At 60.8% G+C, this 21,042-nt stretch carries 19 protein-coding genes; 12 read left to right on the top strand and 7 right to left on the bottom strand.

The genetic code is table 11. The annotated features are described in order from the left end of the window. Positions 1–29 precede the first annotated feature (29 nt). The 3 genes from IM764_RS03425 to IM764_RS03415 are packed head-to-tail and all read left to right on the top strand — an operon-like array spanning position 30 to position 2,442. Positions 30–1,460, top strand: coding sequence for an NAD-dependent succinate-semialdehyde dehydrogenase (locus IM764_RS03425; protein ID WP_228073318.1), 1,431 nt, complete (start codon positions 30–32; stop codon positions 1,458–1,460). Positions 1,461–1,519: 59 nt separating this feature from the next. Continuing rightward, positions 1,520–1,930, top strand: a complete 411-nt coding sequence (locus IM764_RS03420; protein WP_194186904.1) for an HAD family hydrolase — start codon at positions 1,520–1,522, stop codon at positions 1,928–1,930. 5 nt (positions 1,931–1,935) lie between these two features. Then, positions 1,936–2,442, top strand: coding sequence for a hypothetical protein (locus IM764_RS03415; RefSeq protein WP_194186903.1), 507 nt, complete (start codon positions 1,936–1,938; stop codon positions 2,440–2,442). A 3-nt stretch (positions 2,443–2,445) separates the two neighbouring features. Here the strand turns inward: IM764_RS03415 and rsgA are convergent, their stop codons facing one another. Both rsgA and IM764_RS03405 read right to left on the bottom strand, forming a co-directional pair. Next, positions 2,446–3,453, bottom strand: coding sequence for a ribosome small subunit-dependent GTPase A (rsgA, locus tag IM764_RS03410; protein ID WP_194186902.1), 1,008 nt, complete (start codon positions 3,451–3,453; stop codon positions 2,446–2,448). Then, a complete protein-coding gene (locus tag IM764_RS03405) occupies positions 3,446–4,807 on the bottom strand; it encodes a 3-phosphoshikimate 1-carboxyvinyltransferase (RefSeq protein WP_194186901.1) in 1,362 nt (453 codons plus the stop codon). Before IM764_RS03405 ends, rsgA begins: the two co-directional genes overlap by 8 nt. A 29-nt stretch (positions 4,808–4,836) precedes the next feature. On the opposite strand from IM764_RS03405, the gene IM764_RS03400 reads away from it, so the two are divergent. From IM764_RS03400 to IM764_RS03390, 3 genes are all read left to right on the top strand, one after another. After that, positions 4,837–5,556, top strand: a complete 720-nt coding sequence (locus IM764_RS03400; RefSeq protein WP_306345834.1) for an SOS response-associated peptidase — start codon at positions 4,837–4,839, stop codon at positions 5,554–5,556. A gap of 70 nt (positions 5,557–5,626) precedes the next feature. Continuing rightward, entirely contained in the window at positions 5,627–6,268 is a 642-nt protein-coding gene (locus IM764_RS03395) for a sigma-70 family RNA polymerase sigma factor (protein ID WP_194186900.1), read from the top strand. A gap of 11 nt (positions 6,269–6,279) precedes the next feature. Beyond that, positions 6,280–6,573, top strand: a complete 294-nt coding sequence (locus IM764_RS03390) for a mycothiol system anti-sigma-R factor (RefSeq protein ID WP_194186899.1) — start codon at positions 6,280–6,282, stop codon at positions 6,571–6,573. A gap of 171 nt (positions 6,574–6,744) precedes the next feature. Here the strand turns inward: IM764_RS03390 and IM764_RS10535 are convergent, their stop codons facing one another. The 3 genes from IM764_RS10535 to IM764_RS03380 form a co-directional block, all read right to left on the bottom strand. Next, positions 6,745–6,819, bottom strand: coding sequence for a 50S ribosomal protein bL37 (locus IM764_RS10535; RefSeq protein ID WP_099298023.1), 75 nt, complete (start codon positions 6,817–6,819; stop codon positions 6,745–6,747). Positions 6,820–6,927: 108 nt separating this feature from the next. Continuing rightward, positions 6,928–7,194 (bottom strand): WhiB family transcriptional regulator, encoded by a 267-nt coding sequence (locus IM764_RS03385; RefSeq protein ID WP_099297746.1) that lies wholly within the window; start codon positions 7,192–7,194, stop codon positions 6,928–6,930. A gap of 502 nt (positions 7,195–7,696) precedes the next feature. Next, positions 7,697–8,698 (bottom strand): diacylglycerol kinase family protein, encoded by a 1,002-nt coding sequence (locus tag IM764_RS03380; protein ID WP_288802303.1) that lies wholly within the window; start codon positions 8,696–8,698, stop codon positions 7,697–7,699. 62 nt (positions 8,699–8,760) lie between these two features. Between IM764_RS03380 and IM764_RS03375 the strand changes: the two genes are divergently transcribed. After that, complete coding sequence (locus IM764_RS03375) at positions 8,761–9,219, top strand: hypothetical protein (RefSeq protein ID WP_228073280.1); 459 nt, start codon at positions 8,761–8,763, stop codon at positions 9,217–9,219. Here the strand turns inward: IM764_RS03375 and IM764_RS03370 are convergent. Continuing rightward, on the bottom strand, positions 9,216–10,484 hold the full coding sequence (locus IM764_RS03370) for a hypothetical protein (RefSeq protein ID WP_194186897.1): 1,269 nt from the start codon (positions 10,482–10,484) through the stop codon (positions 9,216–9,218). The two genes, IM764_RS03375 and IM764_RS03370, sit on opposite strands and share 4 nt — an antisense overlap. Next, on the bottom strand, positions 10,481–11,776 hold the full coding sequence (locus IM764_RS03365) for a DEAD/DEAH box helicase (RefSeq protein ID WP_288802276.1): 1,296 nt from the start codon (positions 11,774–11,776) through the stop codon (positions 10,481–10,483). The genes IM764_RS03370 and IM764_RS03365 overlap by 4 nt, the downstream gene beginning before the upstream one ends. Before the next feature lie 86 nt (positions 11,777–11,862). Here IM764_RS03365 and IM764_RS03360 point away from each other — a divergent pair, with 86 nt between their 5' ends. Genes IM764_RS03360 through IM764_RS03340 form a run of 5 tightly spaced genes read left to right on the top strand, consistent with a single transcriptional unit; the run spans position 11,863 to position 21,041 of the window. Then, positions 11,863–12,090: a DUF3107 domain-containing protein gene (locus IM764_RS03360; RefSeq protein ID WP_099297738.1), complete on the top strand. Its 228-nt coding sequence runs from the start codon at positions 11,863–11,865 to the stop codon at positions 12,088–12,090. A gap of 35 nt (positions 12,091–12,125) precedes the next feature. Further along, a complete protein-coding gene (locus IM764_RS03355) occupies positions 12,126–13,142 on the top strand; it encodes a DUF3152 domain-containing protein (protein WP_194186896.1) in 1,017 nt (338 codons plus the stop codon). After that, on the top strand, positions 13,139–14,164 hold the full coding sequence (locus IM764_RS03350) for a TIGR02569 family protein (RefSeq protein WP_194186895.1): 1,026 nt from the start codon (positions 13,139–13,141) through the stop codon (positions 14,162–14,164). Before IM764_RS03355 ends, IM764_RS03350 begins: the two co-directional genes overlap by 4 nt. A gap of 41 nt (positions 14,165–14,205) precedes the next feature. After that, positions 14,206–17,529, top strand: coding sequence for an ATP-dependent DNA helicase (locus tag IM764_RS03345; protein ID WP_194186894.1), 3,324 nt, complete (start codon positions 14,206–14,208; stop codon positions 17,527–17,529). Beyond that, on the top strand, positions 17,526–21,041 hold the full coding sequence (locus IM764_RS03340) for a UvrD-helicase domain-containing protein (RefSeq protein WP_194186893.1): 3,516 nt from the start codon (positions 17,526–17,528) through the stop codon (positions 21,039–21,041). The genes IM764_RS03345 and IM764_RS03340 overlap by 4 nt, the downstream gene beginning before the upstream one ends. Position 21,042 lies beyond the last annotated feature (1 nt).

Here is a 21,042-nt window from a genome sequence, read left to right as displayed (position 1 = left end):
CTAAGAAGGACACATCCGATTCATCGCGCATGCGAGCGGGATACTGGGTTAAAAATTCGGAGAATTATCTAGATAAGACATTCGAGGTGGAAGATCCTGCGACGGGGATGCTCATTGCTGATGTTGCGGATACGGGTCCGCAACAATGGCGAGAAGCGCTCGATTGTGCTTCCGATGCTGCTCCTAGATTGAGCAACACCACCCTGCGTGAACGAGCTGATGTCCTCTCGGAGATCTATCGACAGATCATCGATTTCAAAGACGAGTTGGCTGAATTAATTACGTACGAAATGGGTAAACCTCTGGCCGAAGCGCGTCAAGAGGTGGACTACGGGGCGGAGTATTTTCACTGGTTTGCAGGGGAGGCCTCCCGAATAGGAGGACGAACTAGCGTCTCTCCATCGGGAAATGGGACCATTCTGACGACGAAGCATCCTGTGGGACCGGTATTGGCGATTACACCGTGGAATTTTCCTTTTTCTATGATCAGTCGGAAAATCGCCCCAGCTCTAGCAGCGGGATGTCCAGTTATCACGAAGCCTGCAGCGGAAACACCATTGACTTTGCTGTACCTCGTAAAACTGACTTCGAGGGTCTTGGCCGATTATGGCATGCCTAAAGGTGTGATCTCAGCGCTCCCGACCCTAGATGCTGCAGGGTTGTCTCAGTTCTTCATGGGAGACTCTCGCGTTGCTAAAGTGACGTTTACTGGTTCAACAGCGGTCGGAAAAATACTAGTCAAGCAGTCAGCACAGCATTTGCAGCGTACGTCGATGGAACTCGGTGGAAATGCACCATTCTTGGTTGCAGCTGATGCCAACCTGGATCTTGCTGTCGAGTGCGCTGTGCAAGCAAAGCTACGCAATGGTGGACAGGCCTGTATTGCTGTTAATCGGTTCATAGTTCAGGAATCGCTGGTGGAAGAGTTTGAGAGTCGCCTTGTTGAGCGCCTGAAAGACGTCAAGTGGGGAAATGGTTTTGATGTAGGTGTCACTCTTGGACCGATTATTACCAGTAAGCAGCGCGAGCGAATAGCACAGTTAGTGGACGAAGCAGTGGCAGAGGGGGCGCGCTTGTCGGTGGGCGGATTCGTGCCTGATGGCAAGGGTTATTTCTATCCGGCCACACTGCTCGCCGATGTGTCAGCCCGTTCGCGAATCTTCAATGAGGAAATCTTCGGACCAGTGGTAACACTTACTCGTTTTTCAGACTTGTCGGAGGGAATAGCTTTGGCTAATTCAACTCCCTTTGGCCTGGCTGCGTACGGTTTCACAGAAAGTTTGGCAACCAGCCAGCGTCTTGCTCGAGAGTTGCAGGCGGGGATGGTGGGTATTAATAAGTCAGGTATTTCGGATCCAGCTGCTCCCTTTGGAGGGATCAAAGAATCCGGATTCGGACGTGAGGGAGGCTTGGAAGGCATCGAAGACTACTTGGAACTTAAATACGTTGCATTGCCATAGACCTTGACGCTTTAGTGCTTGTTGTCCACAAAAGTTGCCAGCGGTGGCACAATGAAAACATGCGTGGATTAGTAGTGGATTATTGCGGAGTGCTCGATGGAGCCGAAGAAGATCGCCGGCGTTGGCGGAAGGTGTTGACGGCCGCCAAGGAGGAGGGCCTGTCCACCGCCATTTTGTCTAACGATGCCGGTGGTCCTGGCGCTGCGCAGATTCGCGCGTGGCAGGAGCAGGGTTACGTGGATGACGTGATCCTGTCTGGTGAAGTGGGCGCAGAGAAGCCCAGTGAAGAAATCTTCAAGATCGTGGGCGATCGCTTGGACTTGTCCGTCAAGGACCTGGTGCTGGTGGATGATTCCATCCTCAACATCCGCGGCGCAGTGGATGCGGGCATGATCGGCATTTTCTACCAGCAGTTTGATCGCGCGATCGTGGAGATCACGGGCGTGCTGGGACTCGAAGGGGAGTTCTAAGTAGCATGCGCGTTTATATTCCAGCGACGTTTGATATGTTGCGCACCTTGGCCGAAGACCAGCAGATGCCGGTGCGTTCCGGCGTGGGATTCGCTCTGACTCCGGCGGTGCGGGAGTACTACACGGGTGGTGACGAGGAAGAACTGGCCTACACCGCGTTCCTCGATGCTGCTCGTGCTTCGCTGCGTCTGCTCAGCATCGGCGATGAACAGCGCTTCCCTCATCGCCGCGTAGTAATCAGCGCTGACATCGACGATTCTGCGGTGACGCTGAGCCCACAGGACGGCGAGTCCGTGGTGCGTCTGTCCCCATCCGTGGTGACCACCAAGGCGCTGGCCGCGATCCACGTGGACGACGAGGACGCGGAAGAGACCACCAAGGCCGCGATGGAGGTCATCGACGAGGCCGATCTGGGATCAGAGGAAGCGGAATTGGCTCTGGGTGACTGCGAGGACAACTTGATGAGTTGGTACGGCTCGCAGGAGCTTCCGTTTCTCGTGGATCTGCTCTAGCTTCTAGCCTTCCAGCTCCCACTCGTTGTTGGTGCGCAGCGCCTCGAGAAGCAGACGGACAGCCTGCACGCGCCGGGCACTTGCCCCCTCGAGGTTGTCCAGCGCGCACTCCGGATCCGCAGGCGGCCCCATGTGCGTGCACCCGCGCGGGCAGTCTTCCGCCACCTCGCGGAGATCATCGAACACTCCCACCACGGTATCCGGGTGTACGTGCGCGAGACCGAAGCTGCGGATACCCGGGGTATCGATAATCCACCCGCCGTCTGGCAGGGGCAGTGCCACGGACTGCGTCGAGGTGTGACGGCCTTTACCCACTCCAGAGACTTCGCCGGTCTCGCGCTCGGCGTTCGGAACCAGGCGGTTGACCAGCGTGGACTTGCCCACACCAGAGTGACCCACCAGTGCCGTGACCTTGTTGTGAGCCATCTCCTGCACCGCATCGAGTGGCTCCGAGACACCTGCCAGGACCACCTCTAGACCCAAGTCCTGGAACTCTGCGGCGAATTCCTGCGGATCCGCCAAGTCTGATTTAGTCAGGCACAGCACGGGGGTTACTCCGCCCACGAACGCCGCGATCAGCGCGCGCTCCACGAAGCCCGCGCGCGGCGGGGGATCGGCGACAGCTGTGACGATGTAGAGCTGATCCGCGTTGGCCACCACCACGCGCTCATAAGGATCATTGTCATCGGCGGTGCGGCGCAGCACGCTGGTGCGCTCTTCCAGCTTCACGATGCGCGCCAGAGTGTCCTTTTGTCCGGATACGTCGCCCACCACGCCCACGCGGTCGCCCACCACGATTGCGGTGCGTCCCAGCTCGCGGGCGCGCATGGCGGTGACGTGCGTGTGCGAACCATCCAGCACCACGCCCCACCTGCCGCGATCTTTGCTCACCACCATGCCGAATTCAGCATCGTTGTGCTCGGGCCGATCCTTGGTGCGCGGGCGAGATCCCTTGCCGGGCCGAACCCGGATGTCGCTTTCGTCCCAGCTGCGCTGTCCGCGTTTAGGCATCCGCACCCTCGGCAGTGTGGTTCAGCATATCCGCCCATCGTTGGCGGAAACCGGGGAGCGTCTTGGCGGTAGTTTCGATGTCATTCACCAGAATCTCCGGTACTGCCAACCCGAGGATGGCGCCGGCTGTGGCCATGCGGTGATCCTCGTAGGATTCCCATCGCCCACCGTGCAGTGGGCGCGGCTCGATGAGCAGACCGTCCTCAGTTTCGCGCACGTTTCCGCCCAGCGCGTTGATGTTATCGGCCAGTGCGGCCAAGCGGTTGGTCTCGTGTCCTCGGAGGTGAGCGATGCCATAGAGGTGGCTTGGGGTCTCCGCAAGCGCGGCCAACGCCACCACGGTGGGGGTCAGCTCGCCGATATCGTGCATGTCCCACGTGATGCCCTGCAGCGCACCGTTGGCGGTGACTTCCAGGCTGCGGGAATCTGCGTGATAGATGGCTTCTGCGCCCATATCGCGAAGAATCTCTCGGAACTGATCACCGGGTTGATTGGTGGTCTGCGGCCAGTTGGTGATGCGGACGTTACCTTGGGTGGCGGCGGCAGCGGCCATGAACGGGGTGGCGTTCGACAGGTCTGGTTCTACGTGCCAGGTGCGCCCCGCGATGGGTCCTGGTTGCACGGTCCATGTATTAAATTCGACGTCAACCTTCACACCCGCAGCGCGAAGCATCTCCACAGTCATCTCGACGTGGGGTTGGGAAGGCAGGGAGGCACCCTCGTGAATGACCTTGACACCCTGCTTAAAACGGGGACTGGCAAGCAGGAGGCCGGAAACGAATTGGGAGGAGGCGCTGGCGTCGATCCGAACCTCCCCGCCAGGAACTGCACCGTTGCCCTTGACCAAAAACGGTAAGCCCTTGTGTGGACCGGAGGCATCTGCGGCGGCTAGGGACTCTGCGGTTCCCGCGCCCTTTTCGGTGGCCTCATTGGTGGGATACTCCACCGTGGCCCCCAGGGCCTCGAGGGAATCCAGCGTGGTGGACATGGGGCGCTTGCGGGCGGCGACATCGCCATCGAATTCGACAGTGCCATTGGCCAGCATCGCGACGGGCGGGACAAAGCGCATCACCGTTCCCGCCAGTCCGCAGTCCACCTCGCCTCCGGTGAGTTCCTTCGCGGGGACCACGTGCAGGGTGGTGCCTTCTTCGGTGATGGTGGTTCCTAGAGCCCGCAGCGCGCCCATCATCAGTGCGGTATCGCGACTGATCAGCGCGCCGGTGATCGTGGACGGGCCGTCCGCTAATGCCCCCAGAATTAACGCGCGATTGGTGATCGACTTGGATCCGGGAATCGACACAGTGGAAATTATCGGAGCAGAAGAGGTGGGGGCTGGCCACAGATCATCAAACATGTAACCCATTGTGGCACCTAAACAGCACCATGGGGAGTATCACTACGGCCATAATGGGAAATATGTGTGGCCGATATGTACTTTTCAGCAGTCAGGAACAGATCATTGCATCTGTGCAGCGGGCAACGGGTGCACGTGAGGTTGACGACGTCGCCGCACGGATGGATGGAGTGGGGCCATACCGGGCGAACTACAACATCGCCCCCACCCACCAGGTGCCCGTGGTGCGCGAATTCCGCGAGCGGGTGGCACTGGGGCCCGCGCAGTGGGGATACCCCCGAGCCTCCGGCAGTGGGGGAGCGCCCGTGGTGTTCAACGCGCGCGGAGAGACGGCCTTTGAGAAGTACCTGTTCCGCGGCAGTGACCGGTGCTTGTTCGTGATGGACGGTTGGTACGAGTGGACAGGAGCCAAAAGGGACAAGCAACCCTGGTACACCCACCGCAAAGACAACGAGCCTTTTGTGGTCGCGGGACTGTGCAAGCCCATTGGTAATCAGCTGCACGCCACCATCATCACCACTGCGGCCGCCGAGCCCCTGGAATGGCTGCACCACCGGATGCCACGAGTGCTGGGACACGGCGAGGCCATGGCGTGGCTGGATGCACCGGATGACGACGCACAAGAGATGGCACGAATTAGCCCCGCCGAAGCGGTTATCGAGCAACTGGCGACGAGAAAGGCTGACCGGGCGGTGGGTGGCGTCGGAAATAACGGGCCAGAACTGATCCAGCCGCAACCCGACGACTAACCAGCAGACGAAGAAAAGGAATACTAGAACCACACACCGCGTTGAACCACAACGAGGAGGAAGGAGACCGATGACCCCCACAGCATCGAAGCGCACTGATGACAGTCAGGCGGAGCTGCTGAAGCGATTCGAAGACGAAGCGCTGCCGCTGCTGGATCAGTTGTACGGTGCTGCACTACGAATGACGCGCAATCCCACGGATGCGCAAGACCTAGTGCAAGACGCGTACATGAAGGCGTTCCAAGCCTTCGCCTCGTTCAAGCCCGGGACCAACCTCAAGGCGTGGATGTACCGCATTCTCACCAACGCGTACATCAACAACTATCGCAAGGCGCAACGTCGCCCTGCGGAATCCTCCGGCGAGGACCTCACGGATTGGCAGATGGCGGAAACCGCCTCCCACCACTCCACGGGTCTGGAATCCGCCGAGGTCGAAGCGCTAAAGAACATTCCGGACACGCGCATCCAAGATGCGTTGATGGGCCTAGCGGAGGACTACCGGATGGTGGTCTACTACGCCGATGTTGAAGGCCTGCCCTACAAGGACATCGCCGAAATTATGGACACGCCCATCGGCACGGTCATGAGTCGTCTCCACCGAGGGCGCAAGCAACTGCGCGCCAAACTAAAGGACGTGGCGGCTGAACACGGCATCGCCACCCAAGAGACAAAGAGCAAAGACAAGCCTAAAACTGCAGGGGTGAAGGGATGATGAACAACCCAATGAATTCTCAACCACAGGATCACATGCGTCACCTCGACGGATGTCAAGGGCTGGTCAACTCCATGTACGGAGAAGCCGACGGCGAGTGTATCGATGGCAACTGCGTGGAAACGCAGATGCGGCTGATTGAACAGCACGTCAAGGAGTGTCCGCGATGTCTGGAGTTACTCAGCGCGGAACAGAAGGTTCAGGACCTGCTCCGTCAGCGCTGTGGGCAGCAGGCACCACAGGAGCTGAAGACCAAGATTGTCCGCCAGCTGCGAGTCACCTATACCGAGGTGCGCCGCGGATAGCTCGTTGACTTGTGGTCTGGGGCTGGTGAGCCGGAGCTATTGGAATTCCTGCTACGGCGAGGTCAAATAAGTGAATAGATAAACGAGCGGGCCAGTACCTTTTCCAAGTGAAAGGTACTGGCCCGCTCGCTGTGTGCAAGAAGATTGTGCGGAGTTTATTCCCGCACAGGCTTAGCTGTTTGGACGACGTCCGTGGTTAGCCTTCTTCTTACGGCGATCCTTGCGCTTGCGGCCACGCTTGCTCATCGTGTGCTCCTTTACGAACCTGGCGGGACAAAATAATTAACCGCCCTAGCTTATCCAACGAGGGCGGTTCGCAACAAAATGCTGCGTCGGCGTGAGGCCGATGAAGGGCTAAACGGTAGCTCGGGTGCGCTGGCGGGTGCGGCCGCGGTTGGTGCGACGCTTCAGAGCGCGACGCTCGTCCTCGGACATGCCGCCCCAGACTCCGGCGTCCTGGCCGGAGCTGATTGCCCAAGCGAGGCACTCAGAGGTGACAGGGCAGCGGTTGCAGACCAGCTTGGCCTGGGCGATCTGAGCCAGTGCGGGGCCGGAGTTGCCTACTGGGAAGAACAGCTCAGGGTCCTCGTCGCGGCAAACTGCTTTGTGGCGCCAATCCATGATGATTTCCTTTCGTCAACGGAATGCATGCCCGGAACTGTGAATAGTCCGTGGGCGAAAATGTGTGGAGGTAGTCGGGTCCTTTTCGCAACGGCTGTTGTTCGGTGCGTCAGAGCGCACTGAACCAAGGCTGATCTCACATCGAGTGTGAAAACAGACCTAAAAAGCCCTTGTTGAAGGGGGTGTTTCGTCGTTAGTTGTGGCGAAGTGGCGTGCTAGACCTGCGTGCTGCGAGGTAGCGGCGACTTCTCGCCAAGATAAAGAGTGCGCTGCGCTCGGTAGAAAACTCTCCGGTAGTTATCCGGCTAGTTATTAACCTTGCGTAAACCTTGCGTACCCTTCGCGGTTACTTGAGAAATCATGACATGAATTCTCAGCTGTGGCTAGGGCTAACGCCCGAAATGTGACGAGTATCACATAAATTTGATTTGCTTCCGTAGCCGTGACCCTTGTATCGGAGTCCTATCGGCAAGGAAACCACTTACGCGTTCACCGCAATAATCTAGCGGGGGCTGAGAATCTCCATGGCATCTGGAATGAACTTCAACCCCACGGCCGAATACGATCCCTTGTACTCGCCGTCCACTTGGAAATCGCGCTCTTCATCCAACCGGATTTCTACGCTGGTGGCATTGGATACGGTCTGGACCTGGCGGGACATTAGCTTGCGCAACACCGGGTTAATCAACCCGCCGAGTGCTAACAGCGCACGCCAACCATCGCGATTCTTCAGAGTGAATACGGAAAAGCCGCGTTCCATCGAGCCTTCCTTGACGATGCGCACTGGGAACGGTCCCAGATATGTCCATGGATCCGTATGGGACACGAAGGCTAGGGGAGAGTTGTGTACCTCCATCGGCCCGTCCTTGGCTTCAGCCTTGACGTGTATGGATGGAGTGCCCGCCGAGCTCGACGTACTGGAGAACCAGGTCTGCACGGACACCAGCACGTAGCGCAACGGTGAGGCAGACAGGCCCATCTCACGTCGCTTTTCCATCTCGTGGATGACCTCTGCATCGATGCCCAGCCCCACGTTCACGGCGAACCACCGGTGAGCACGCGGGGTGTTCTGTTCCAGATCCGCCCAAGCGCCCAAGGGCACCGTGCGCCGCTGGTTGTTCTTCAGGGCTTGTGCTAGCTGGCGCACCGCCACGTCTGGGCTGGGAGCGTAGCCCACGGAGCGGGCAAAGACGTTCGCGCTGCCGGTGGGGATGATGCCCAGGGCGGGAAGGTTGCTGGTCAGCACGCTGTGGGCTGCCCGGTCTGGATCGTCCGTGGGCTCGTCCAACAGGCCGTTGATGACCTCGCTGACAGTGCCATCGCCGCCGATGCAGATTACTGCGTCAAAGCCCTGAGTGCGCGCCCTGCGAGCGAGCTCTTCGGCGTGCCCGGCATAGCGGGTGAACTGCGAAAGGATGTGCAGATCCGGAATAGACCGCAACGTGGGGATTATAGACGCCAACTTGCTCTGCGTGATGCTTGTTGAGTTCGGATTCGATATCACTAGGACGTCCACTCGCCCTACCTTAGCAGCGGGTAAGACACCGCGGGTTAGACTTGATAACTATGAGTTCTCGGGATTCTGCTCCAAAGAAAAAGCAGGCGGAAACGCCACAACAGACCTCCGCTGCACCTTTTGCCCCGCCGGTGGTTCGCTACGCCGGCATCTTGGGCATGCTGCAGGGTGCGGCAGGCCTGGCTTTCGCTGCATTCTTGGTGTTCCGCGAGGCCACTGGTTTCCACGATCCGGGGGCCGTGATCTCGGGTTATGGCACCGCAGTGTGGTTCGTGATCATTTTCGGCGCAGTGCTCATCGCCGGGTGGTTCCTGTTCTCCGGCAAGAAGTGGGGCCGCGGTCCCGTGGTTATGTTGCAGCTGTGTTTGCTCGGCGTGACGTACTACATGTTCACTTCTGGCCGCCCCGAGCTGGGCATTCCCACCGGCGTGATGTGCGTGGTGGGTCTAGCCCTGTTGTTTAACCCCGTTGCCGTGCATTGGGCCGCCACCCGATACAACGAGCGTTAACCAGCCAACCCCACCAGCTGCGTTCCCCGCTGTTCCACGATCTGCCCGTGGCTGACGAGTAGCGTCACCTCGCCGGTGTAGCCATCCCGGTCCACGCGGATTGTGCGTTGGGTTTTTCCACTGGCAGGATCCACCTCCGCGATGCCCTCCGGGACCGGAACCAGCAGTGATCCTTCGTTGAGCACGCCCGTTCCGATAGCCGATTCGACGTGCTGAAACGTATTCAGGTTGTTCAGGTTGAAGATGGTGAGCCGTTGGCCATCAAACCAGGTGTGCAGCAATCCTTGGGTGTAGGTGCGGGGTTGATGTAGATCCTTTTCGACGCCAACACTGGCCTCCTCCGGGAATCCCTTTGCCTCTGGGGTGGGGATCGTGTGGAAGGTGCCGGACTCGTCCAGAATCTGGATGCGAGAGCCATCTTGCTCACTAGCCGGGATGTAAATGGCTGCCTGATCGCCGCTGACCCCGATGAGCTCCGCGCCAGCAGGAACGGTGAACTCGTGGATGGTTTCGGGCGCGTCCGATTCTTCTGGAGTGGCCTTGAGGAAGCGGATGAGCTTCTTGTTGGGGTCGCCACAGTTTTGAGCGGTGACCAGCAAGTCGTCGTGCGTGAGGGCGGAGGTGAAACGGCATTCCGTATGAGATTGTTGATCCGGCTGGTGGGGTGCTTCCTGCTGGCCTACCTCTACCGTGCGCACTAGATCGCTGCGCCACAGTTCAACCCGCTGGGGGGACAGGGTGCCTGCGCGGTTGTTGCCTTGCAGGGTTTCCACGTCTTCCGCGGCCAACGCATCGCGCGTGTACGCGTACTGACCAGTAGCGATATCAAAGGAGATCGCCTCGCCACAGCCCTTAGGGCCGCGGAAAGTGACCACGAGGGTGCTCCATTTTTCTGGCTGGGAGAGGCCACAGATCTGCCGGTGTTGATCGTAGTGCCAGACCTCTTTGCCACTGGACGCATCGAGCATGCTCACGCGGGTGCCCTGCACGCTCACTACGCCTCCGTCCGCGGCGATCAGGCGCGAGGACTCGTCCGTACCCGTCCACGAGGTGTGCAACTCATCGGGTAGAGCCGTGACCTGTGAGCCCGCGGCGGTGACGGACTTCGCGTCTGGCAGGGGCTGATCAGCGACCTGGTGATCTACCTTGTGTTGCTGGGAAGTCAGCCAGGTGCCGGCAACGATGACGATGACCGCAAGCAGTATGCAGCCAGCGACGAGCAGATCTGTGCGCGTGCGCTGTTCCGGAGGGGGCAGAAACTTCATGATCGGCGAGTGCGAACCTTGCCCGAACTCTGCACTCGACGTGGAGACCCCACGCGGTCGTCCACGTCATCCGGCAGACCGAATGTGGAGAGGAACTCGGGAGACGAGCTAAACCACTGCGGTGGCTCAGGCTGACCCAGGTTCAGTGCTTCGTCGATTGCCTTCCATCGCAGCACCTCATCCCACCCCAGCAGGGTGACGGCGATGCCGGTGCGCCCCGCGCGCCCCGTGCGGCCGATGCGATGGACGTAGGTTCGCTCGTCGTCCGGAACTTGGTAGTTGATCACGTGGGTGACATCGTCGATATCAATGCCGCGCGCTGCGACATCCGTGGCGACGATGACATCCACCGTGCCGGAACGGAAAGCCGCCAAGGCCTCCTCGCGTTCGGGCTGCTTCATGTCTCCGTGCACAGCGCCAACCTTGAAGCCCAAATTCGCGAGGTCTTCAGCAATGCTGGCGGTCATGCGCTTGGTGCGAGCAAACACGATGGTTCGTCCCCGATCCGGGGTCTGCAGAATCCGAGCCAGCGCGGACATCCGATCCATCTTGTGCGACTGGAAAACAATCTGCTGAGTGCCGGCGTGGGTGGCATCCGCTGCAGCGTCATCAGCCTGAACCATCACCGGTTGCTTCATGAATTGGCGCGTCAAAGCGGTGATGGGACCGGGCAGAGTCGCAGAAAACAACATCGTCTGCCGCTGGTCGGAAGTCTGGGACAGGATCTCCTTCACATCATCCAAAAAGCCCTGATCCAACATCTCGTCCGCTTCATCCAGAACCACGATCTCTACCCCGGATAGGTCCAAGAAGCCCTGGCGGTGCAGATCCAGCAAACGGCCCGGAGTGCCGATCACCACGTCCGCGCCCGCAGCAAGAGCATCGGTCTGCGCGGCAAACGGCACGCCACCGTAGATGGCCAGCACGTTCAACGCGCGATCGTCCACCTGGAGGTACTTGGCTGCGGTGCGCAGATCGTCGGTCACCTGCAGGCACAACTCTCGGGTAGGGACAACCACCAAGGCTCGGACGGAACCGTCGGGGGCGGTGAGGTTGGCGTCGTCAAAAACCCGATCCAACAAAGGAACACCGAACCCATACGTCTTGCCCATGCCCGTGCGAGCCTGACCAATCAAGTCCGCGCCCTTCAACGCAAGAGGAAGCGTGTACTCCTGAATGGCAAAAGCGTGCGTGATGCCACGGTGAGCCAGAGCATCGACGATCTCTGCGGCAACACCCAGCTCCGAAAATGATCGACCGGGTTGCTTATCTACTGCCACAGCTGTGCTCACGCCCTCTCCAAAGATCTGTTATTCCATGCGGTTATGATGGTCACATTACTGCACGTCTCAATAATTAGTTAGGACGCTTCAACGCCATGCAGATCAAGATCGGATTCACCCACAACAACCGCGAGCTGCAGATTGTCAGCGAGCGCAACCACGACGAAGTACTGGCCGAGGTGCGCGAATTCCTGCAGGATTCCACCCCCACCCGCGTGCTGGAGCTGGAAACTAACAAGGGAGATCGCCACTTGGTTCTCCGCGAGCACGTCGCCTATGTTGAGGTGGGAACTGCCGCTAAGGGCACCGTCGGATTCCTCTGATCCGGCACGAAAAAACGAGGGACACGTAGGTACTCATGAACCAACCAACTCCGCAGCCACCGCGGTGGGAACGTTTCGACATTCCCGCACCGGTGCGCAGCAACGGGGGACATGGGCATCATCGCAGTCCCGAGACTAAAACCGGCGGGCGGGTGCAGCGCTGGCAGTTGGCCGCATTGGCCGTGGTGGTTGTGGTCACTTTGTTGGTGTTCGTCAGCGCTCTGAGTGCGGATTCAGAATCGCCGGACCAGCAGCAGGCGGCATCTACGGCCACGCAGGACGGCGCTCAAGATGAAAATTCGCGCGGAGAAGGTCCCGTACCGGGGGAGGGCTACCAGGGCGAATTCGCAACGGGCGAGCTGCCACCAGGTGGTCCGTATGCGGAGAAGGGCTCCGATAAATACCAGGTAGTTGGCCAGCCCAGCCCCAAGGTGGGCGAGGGCCGCAAGGATCATTACACCTACGTGGTGGAGGTGGAAGACACCGTGGATGCCTCGCGCTCTGGAGGTGGGGATGCCTTCGCCGCGATGGTGGATGCCACCTTGTCTAACCCGAAGTCCTGGATCGGGGACAAAGACATCTCCTTTGAGCACGTCGATGAATCGGCTCTTCCCGAAGGCGAAGAGCCGGATCTACGCATCCAGCTGACCAGCACCGAAACCACCCACGACGTCTGCGGTTTCACCTATCGCTTGGAAACCAGCTGCAACATGCCCATCGGCAACCGCGTGGTGATTAATGACGCGCGGTGGATGCGTGGCGCTCTGCCGTTCAACGGTGACCTGGGCAGCTACCGCCAGTACGTCATCAACCACGAGGTGGGGCACGGCATCGGTTACGCCGCGCACCAGGGCTGCCGCGCAGATGGCGCGCTGGCTCCCGTGATGATGCAGCAGACGTTGAGCCTGAACAACGGTGTGTTGCATGACATCAACCCCGAGGGAACCTACGGTCAAGGGGATGCGACCTGCCGGGCCAACCCATGGCCATATCCCACCGGCGGTCCAGAACCCGATACTGAGACTGAAAACGGAATACGGAACGATTCATGAGCGCTTCGCCTCCCACGCATATCCTGACGAGTTTTCAGGTGCCCGCAGCTCGGCCCGTACAACTGGATTCCGTGTGGAGTGGAGGTTGGCGCTGCGATAGGGCAGTGATCAGCCGTGCCGACGAGCCCGCGCGTGCTGCGTGGATTGCCAAGATGATGGCGAAGATGCGCCCGGCCGGGGTGAGCGTGTCTCGTCCGATCGTGTCCTCCGACGGCCGTTTTAGCGTGTCCGGTTGGCGGGCGCGGACGTTCTTGAGTGGACATCGGGCGCCGCGTTTCGATGAGATGGCCACCGCCGCCTTGCGCATTGGCGAGGCCCTGCGCGGCGAGGAGCGTCCTACGGTGTTGGCGCCGCCGACGCTGACTGGCCCGTGGGAGGAAAACGAGATTTTCGCAGCGGCCGAGCAGGCGGCGTTTTCCGAGGATCCGTCTGTCTGGCTGAGTGCCGGGTTGGATCCGGATTCCGTGCCGCGTCAGGATATTGCCCAGGCGCTAGGCAAGGCCGCCGAGCTTTCTCACCTGCGCGGCGAGCTGGCCGAACCGGATCAGCTGGTGCACGGCGATGTGTTGGGTTGCATGATCTTCGATGGCACCGCGGATCCCGTGTTGACGGACTTCGTGCCCACCTTCCGGCCCGCCGGGTGGCCGGTTGCTCTTCTTATTGTCGACGCCATGGCGTGGGCCAATGGACCTGATGCCTTGCTGCAAAGGTGGGCGCATATTCCGGGCTTCGACGAGCTGGTTGTCCGCGCGGTGCTCTACCGGGTGCTGCTGCATATTTTCCTTCCGAACTCCCGCCCGGAGGCGTGGCGTGGTTTGGCGCGCGTGGCTGATGTGGTGGCAGGGCAGCGCAAACGCGCGATGGAGGCCGCTGGGGAAGCTGGCGCTGAGGCTGGGGACGACTCTGGTTCTGATTCTGACTCAAGTTCTGGCTCTGACGCGGCGGACGCTGAGGCTGATTCGGGTGCAGAGGCTGGTTCGAACGCTGACTCTCGCTCCGGTTCCAGCTCCGAAGCCGAGTAATTCGCCTGCTGTTGTCTCGGGCAGATGAGACACTAGAGAACATGAACAGTCAGGAAGAATCTTCGGTGCGTTTGGACGCCCCAGATCAGCGCATCGGCGCTACTGCGCAACCGCAGGTGGTGCTGGATTGGGGTACGCAGTCCACTCGGGAAAAGCGATCCTGGGAGGGGCTTTCCGCCGCTGTTATCGCTGGTGACGATGCGATTTCTTATGAGCATCCCTACGCGGTTCTGGGCGGTCCAGGCACCGGCAAGACCAGCCTGTTGGTGGATGCCACGGTGCAGTTCCTGGTGGAAGGTGGCAGCGCGGAAGAAGTGATGTTCGTGACTGCCTCTAAGGAGTCCGCCACGCGAATCAAGAACGAGATATTCGAACGCGTAAGCGATATTGACCAATACGCTGCCACGGGCGCGCCCGTACGCAGCGTGCACTCCTGGGCCTTCGCCGTCTACCGGGCCATTCGCCAACAACAGGGGCAGAATTCACCCCGGCTGATCACTGGTGCAGAACACGATGCGCAGCTGCGGATCCTGTTGAAGGGAGAAGTGGAGGACGGCGCCAGCGGATGGCCCGCAGACATGGTGCCCGCGCTGACATACGTGGGGTTCGCCCGTCAGCTCAGGGATCTGATTCTGCGCGCAACGGAACGCGGGGTCAGCGCAGAGCAGCTCGAAGAATTGGGCGTGCAGTACTCCCGCCCGATGTGGGAAGCAGCCGGTCAGTTCTTGCGGCGCTACGAGCAGCTCCAGCGCCTGAGCGAGTCCGATAATCTCAATGCCTCGGAGCTGGTGCACACCGTGGTCCGCGCGATGAGCACCGAAGAGGCCGGCCAACAGATGGCGGAGACTTTGCGCCAACGGCTGCAGCTGGTGTTGGTGGATGACGCGCACAATATTGATCCCGCCGCCGCGCAGTTTGTGGAATCCCTCATCGCGCCGGGAACCCGGGCTCTGATCGCGGGCGACCCTGACCAGTGCGTGTTCCACTTCCGCGGTGCGGATGAGGCTTTTCTCAATCGCCATGCGGTGCGCGATGATTTCCGTATTGTGCTCAGCTCGTCGCACCGAGTGGGACAAAAGCAGGTCCAGGCAGTGCAGTCCTTGCTCACACACCTGCCACACCATCCGGCGCGCATGCCGCTGCGCGTGAGTTCACAAAGCCAGCAACGCGCTCAACTGGAGGTGATCCGCGCGGGCTCAGCTACGGCAGAGAAGCTGCATGTTGCAGATGCAGTGCGGCGCGCTCATCTCACCGACGGTGTCCCGTGGGAGGATATTGCGGTGATCGTGCGTGGAGTGGGTCAGATTGCGGGTTTGCGTCGGACATTGCTCTCCCACGGCGTGCCCATCAAGGTCGACCCCACCTCGGTGGTGCTGGCCGAGCAACCGCTGGTGGCCATGTTGATGCTGGCGGTCGAAGCGGCCTACCGAGAGCTGACAGCGGCCGAAACGCGCCAGCTGCTGGAATCTTCCGTGGGCGGGGCGGATCCCGTGACCCTGCGCAAGCTGCACCGGGCACTCAGCCGAGCCATCGCGCACATCCGCACTCGCGGCGGGGAGTTGCCCACGCGCAACGACGGAGTTCCCTATCAATCCGCAGACTGCCTCGCCGCGCTGGTCGCAGGCACGGCCACCGCCCAGCAGCGTGAAGACTGGACGCAGTTCATGGGACCGGTGGAACTGACCGTGCTCAACCACGTGGTGGAGGTCGTTACCGCAGGGCGGGAAGTGTATGCGGACAACCCTCGGGCGGTAGAGACTGTGCTGTGGAAGATTTGGCAGGCCACGGGCTTGGCAACTCGGCTGCAGACCCATGCGTTGCGCGGCGGCACCGTGGGTTCCCAGGCGGATCAAAACCTCGATGCCGTGATGAGTCTGTTCGACCTCGCGGGCGATTTCGCAGAGCGCAATCCACAAGCCAGCCTGCGCACGTTCGTGGAGGAGGTGCGTGCTCAAGAGCTGCCCACGGGCACACGCGATCGCAGCAGCGGAGACACGGATGCCGTGGAGATCCTGCCTGCTCACGCGGCCACGGGAAGGCAGTGGAAGGTCGTGGTTGTGGCCGGCGTGCAGGAAGATCTGTGGCCCGCTGGACCTACCGTCGGTGGCCTGTTCGGCCAGCTGGAGCTGGTGGACCTGCTGGATCGGGGCATCACGCCGGATACCATCGTTTCGCGCATTGGGCCCGCCGTGGAGGAGGAGCGCAGGCTGTTTGTGGTGGCTCTTAGCCGCGCCAGCCAGCTATGTGTGATCACTGCGGTGGACAGCGCGGGCGAGGAAGGCACCACGCCGTCGCGTTTCCTCGACGAGATCGCCTCCGCCACTCAGCAGGACACCGCATCTATCGAAGATGTCTCCAGCGAGGCTTCCCCTGAGATCCAGGACGCGGAGCCAACGATTCCTCGGGTCATGGCGATCGAGCCCCTCATCGCCGAGTTGCGTGACGCCCTCGTTGATTCCCGACGCCAACTCGCCGACCGCCTCGATGCCGCCCGCAACCTCGCCAAGCTGGCCCGCGCCCACATGTTCGGCGCGGATCCCTCCCAGTGGTGGGGCATTGCAGAGCCTTCCACCTCTGACCGCCTCGTGGACCGCGAAGGCCGTATTCGCCTCAGCCCATCCCGATTGGTCGCCATTGAAAAGTGCTCGCTCAGCGCGTTTTTCGACCGCCATCGCGGCGTGGAATCTGATTCAGAAGCCCAGCGCGTGGGCAACGCGATCCATGCCATCGCGGAGGCGATTGTCGCCGGACTCAGCGAAGAGGATGCGGTCAGGGCAGGCGAGAGCATCGTCGCGCTGGTCGCGGACGGTCCAGAGTTCCACCGTGCCAATACCATCGAGCGCTGGCGCACCGGTGTGGCCAAGTTGCACCGGTTCATCACTTCCAGGATGCCCGCTGCGGATGGGGCAGAGGTGGCGTCGGAAAAGATGCTCCAGATACCACTGGGCCAGCTGACGGACGGCACGGAGGTGGTGCTCAACGGACGCATCGACCTCATGATCACGGACGCATCCGGCTCCACGATGGTCTTCGATTTCAAGACCGCCAAGAACGCCCCGTCTGCCAAGGAGGCAGGCGAAAGCCCGCAGTTGTCCGCGTACCAATTCATGGTGATGCACACCGAAGGGCTGCACAACAACGGCGCGGCGTTGGTGTTCCCTGGGACGAAGAAGGATGAGACCGAAACACGGCAGCAGGAACCACTGACGGAAGAACAACTGCAGCTCTACGGCGTGCACCTGATGGATGTGGCGGATAAAGCCGCAGGTCCACGATTCGCCGCCACCCCAGGAACCCACTGCGATCACTGCGATTTCGCTGCCTCCTGCCCCGCACAGCCGAACGGAAGGATGGTGGTCTCATGAACGCCACACATCAATCATCCACGCTGGATCCGAACCGGCACATCTTCAGTCCCACAGAGCTCTCGGAACTGTTGGGGCAGAAGTTTCCGCCCACGCAGCAACAAGCAGCGGTGATCGGGGCACCTCCGCAGGGAACCACGCTGGTGACCGCAGGTGCGGGTGCCGGCAAAACCGAAACCATGGCCGCGCGCGTGGTGTGGCTGGTGGCCAACGGCTATGTGCTGCCCGAACAAGTGCTGGGCCTGACCTTTACCAAGAAAGCGGCGAGCGAGCTGGGCGTGCGCATTCGCACGCGATTGTCCACGCTGGCCCGCAGTGCCTTCCTCGACCGCCTGGATGCAGACGATCCGCGCCGGGAGACGCTGAAGAATATCTCGCCGGCCGTGTCCACGTATGACTCCTACGCGGGCACGATCGTGCGCGAATACGGACTGTTGATTCCGATTGAACCGAGCAGTCGCATCATCACGCAGGCAGAGCGGTGGATGATCGCCTGGGACGTGGTGGTCAACTGGACCGGCGAGCTGGGAACCTCGCGCCGGGTGATTGACTTGGTTAGCGACGTACAAGCCTTGTCTGACGAGATGGATAACCACCTGGTGACTGTGGATGACTTGGTATCCACCACCAAGCTGGCCATCCAGGGGCTGGAGGAACTGCCGAAGTACCGCGGAAAGTGGAGCGCGGACAACCAGAAGTTCTACGACGCGCAAAATGCGCGCTTGGACGTGTTGCCATTGGTGGAGGCCTTCCGCACGCGCATGCAGGAACTGCAGGTGATGTCTTTCGGCCAGCAGATGTCCAAGGCCGCCGAATTGGTGGACAAGCACTCCCGAGTCGGAGTGGAGCAGCGACGTCGCTTCCGCGTGGTGTTGCTGGATGAGTACCAAGACACAGGCCACGCACAGCGCGTGATGCTGCGCAATCTGTTCGGTCAGGGTGCAGACCCAGAGCTGTCCGTGACGGCGGTGGGTGATCCGATGCAGTCCATCTACATGTTCCGTGGCGCCACAGCCTCGAACTTGGAGAAGTTCCGCACCGACTTCCCGCTGGGAGACGGCCAACAGGCGAACAAGTTGGAGCTGACCACCTCGTGGAGAAATCCCTCCGGTGTGTTGGAACTGGCGAACGAAGTGGCCGGATGGTCCATGGATACGGGACGGACCGTGTCTCCGCTGCAACCCCGCCCGGGCGCCGATCGCGGCGTGATTTCCCTGGCGTTCTACGAACGTGAGGACGAAGAAATCGCGTGGCTGGCGGACCAGCTGGCCCAGCACTGGGAGCACCATCAGCGCGGCGATAGGAAGAAGCCGTTTTCTGCTGCTGTGCTTGTCACCCGGAACAAGATGGCGTTGCCAATTTATGAGGCGCTGCGGGAGCGGGGAGTTCCAGCAGAGATGACCGCCGGGCCGGGTCTGCTGGATCTTCCCGAGGTCGCGGACGTCTACGCCACCCTGCGGGTGGTGGTGGATCCGGAAGACGATGCCGCCATGATGCGTCTGCTGACTGGTCCCCGAATCAACCTAGGTGCTGCGGACATCGCGGTGCTCGCGCAGCGAGCCCAGCATCTGCGTAGGCGAGCGACCAATGACGAAAGCGCTAGCGGGTCGTCCCAACGAGCCGAGGACAACCCGTTGCCCGCCGACCTTCCCGAAAGTCTGCGTGCCGCGCTGGTAGAGACCATTCCCGATCCCAACGAACAAACCGTGGGACTGGCAGATGCTCTGGCGGATTTCCACGATGCCGAGGACCGTGGCATGAGCGCGGAGGGGGCACGCCGGATCGAGCAACTGTCACAGGAGCTGGGGCAGCTGCGCAGACACAGTCTTCCGAAGACCCTGCCGGATCTGGTGGCCGATATCGAAAAGATGATTGGTATCCGCACCGAGGTGATGACCAGGTGGTTCCGTGATCAAGAAACGTCCATCGGCACCAGCCACTTGGATAAGTTCGCGGACGTGGTGCGTGAGTTCTCCAACCTGCCGAACGCGAGCGCCAGTGCGCTGGTGGATTTCTTGCGCGCCGCGCACGAAGAAGAGGGTGGACTGGAGCCGGGCGAGGTGCAGAAGAAGCTCAATACCGTGCAGATCCTGACCGTGCACAAATCCAAAGGCCTGGAGTGGGACATCGTGGCTGTGCCTTTTGCCACGCGCAACTACTACGCGGATGCCTCCCGGCCCAGCGCCGAGTCTTCCTGGACCCAGGTATTCTCCCGCATTCCTACGGAGCTGCGCGGAGATTCCGAACCGGACCCCGCTACGGGGCGCAGCCTGCCCATTTTTCAGCCACCCGAAGATGGCAAGAGCTCGGATCACAACAAGGCGGTTCAAGCGTTCAAACACGAGCTGAACCAGTACGCGTCCAAAGAATCTGACCGCGTGTTTTACGTGGCAATCACCCGCACTGAGCGCGTGCTGTTGGTCAGTGGCTCCGCGTACAGTCCAGCCCGTACCCAAGCTGTGGATCCTGCCGTGGTGTTTAAGCTGCTGATGAACGCTGCGCGTCCCCATGAAGTGGCACACCAGTCCGACGTGGGCATGGTCTACCCCAAGAAGTTCTATGATGCGCTAGAAAAAGGCACATTGAGCAGGGAAGATGAGCTGCTCTATCCTAGCCCAGAAGTCAATGACCAGCGCCGAGAGCGCAACGCGGAATGGGCCGAACGCATCAATTCCGGCGAGTTCGCACCAGCCACACAACCCGGCGGCAACGTATGGCCCCGAGCTCTGAGTATCACGGCAGAACTTCGCGATGCTGCCAAGGACGTTGCTGCGGTGAGCGCTGAGCAAGACACGCAACCCGCGCGCACCGCGTGGGATATGGAAACCGATGCGCTCATCGAGGAGTTCCAGCAGCGCGGGGCACCCCAAGTTCGCGTCGAACTTGGAACTAGGCTCACCGCGACAGAAGCAGTGGCGCTCCGCAGGGATGAGCACGAATATGCGAAACGTCGGCGTCGACCAATCCCACTGGAACCCAAGCCCTACGCCAAGCGCGGCACGGCGTTCCACAACTGGGTCGAACAGCGCTACGAGCAGTCCAGCCTGCTCGATGAAGACCAACTGCCCGGCGCCTCGGATGCCACCCTCACTGACCCGGAACTGGAGCGGCTCAAGGAAGCATTCTTGGCCAGCACCTGGGCCAACAAGCAGCCGTACAGCGTGGAGGGCGCGTACTCGGTCACTCTCGGAGGTCACGTCTACGAAGGTCGAATCGATGCCGTGTTCCACGAAGGCGAGGACATGGAACAGGGATGGATGGTCGTGGACTGGAAGACCGGCAGGAAGCCCACCGGAGAAGACATGCGCGCGGCAGAAATGCAGCTTGGCGTATACCGCTTGGCGTGGGCTAAAGTACTGTCCCGACAGCTGGGCGTGGACATACGCCCCGAAGCAGTGCGCGCGGCGTTCCACTACGTGAGGGCGAACGAGACCGTTGAACCGCGTACACTACCTTCAGCAGATCAGTTGCTCTCCGCAGCTGCATCGATGGACCACGAAAGCGGAAAGTAGG

This window comes from Corynebacterium sp. ED61 (assembly GCF_015233855.1).
GTDB classification, from domain to species: domain Bacteria; phylum Actinomycetota; class Actinomycetes; order Mycobacteriales; family Mycobacteriaceae; genus Corynebacterium; species Corynebacterium dentalis.
This window is presented reverse-complemented; position numbering and strand designations above follow the sequence as displayed.

Coding starts and splice junctions, on each gene's coding strand:
- IM764_RS03420 (WP_194186904.1), top strand. CDS start 1,520: ATGCGTGGATTAGTAGTGGATTATTGCGGAGTGCTCGATGGAGCCGAA.
- IM764_RS03350 (WP_194186895.1), top strand. CDS start 13,139: ATGAGCGCTTCGCCTCCCACGCATATCCTGACGAGTTTTCAGGTGCCC.
- IM764_RS03390 (WP_194186899.1), top strand. CDS start 6,280: ATGAATTCTCAACCACAGGATCACATGCGTCACCTCGACGGATGTCAA.
- IM764_RS03345 (WP_194186894.1), top strand. CDS start 14,206: ATGAACAGTCAGGAAGAATCTTCGGTGCGTTTGGACGCCCCAGATCAG.
- IM764_RS03370 (WP_194186897.1), bottom strand. CDS start 10,484: ATGAAGTTTCTGCCCCCTCCGGAACAGCGCACGCGCACAGATCTGCTC.
- IM764_RS03425 (WP_228073318.1), top strand. CDS start 30: ATGCGAGCGGGATACTGGGTTAAAAATTCGGAGAATTATCTAGATAAG.
- IM764_RS03355 (WP_194186896.1), top strand. CDS start 12,126: ATGAACCAACCAACTCCGCAGCCACCGCGGTGGGAACGTTTCGACATT.
- rsgA (WP_194186902.1), bottom strand. CDS start 3,453: ATGCCTAAACGCGGACAGCGCAGCTGGGACGAAAGCGACATCCGGGTT.
- IM764_RS03385 (WP_099297746.1), bottom strand. CDS start 7,194: ATGGATTGGCGCCACAAAGCAGTTTGCCGCGACGAGGACCCTGAGCTG.
- IM764_RS03375 (WP_228073280.1), top strand. CDS start 8,761: ATGAGTTCTCGGGATTCTGCTCCAAAGAAAAAGCAGGCGGAAACGCCA.
- IM764_RS03415 (WP_194186903.1), top strand. CDS start 1,936: ATGCGCGTTTATATTCCAGCGACGTTTGATATGTTGCGCACCTTGGCC.
- IM764_RS03360 (WP_099297738.1), top strand. CDS start 11,863: ATGCAGATCAAGATCGGATTCACCCACAACAACCGCGAGCTGCAGATT.
- IM764_RS03405 (WP_194186901.1), bottom strand. CDS start 4,807: ATGTTTGATGATCTGTGGCCAGCCCCCACCTCTTCTGCTCCGATAATT.
- IM764_RS03395 (WP_194186900.1), top strand. CDS start 5,627: ATGACCCCCACAGCATCGAAGCGCACTGATGACAGTCAGGCGGAGCTG.
- IM764_RS03340 (WP_194186893.1), top strand. CDS start 17,526: ATGAACGCCACACATCAATCATCCACGCTGGATCCGAACCGGCACATC.
- IM764_RS03400 (WP_306345834.1), top strand. CDS start 4,837: ATGGGGAGTATCACTACGGCCATAATGGGAAATATGTGTGGCCGATAT.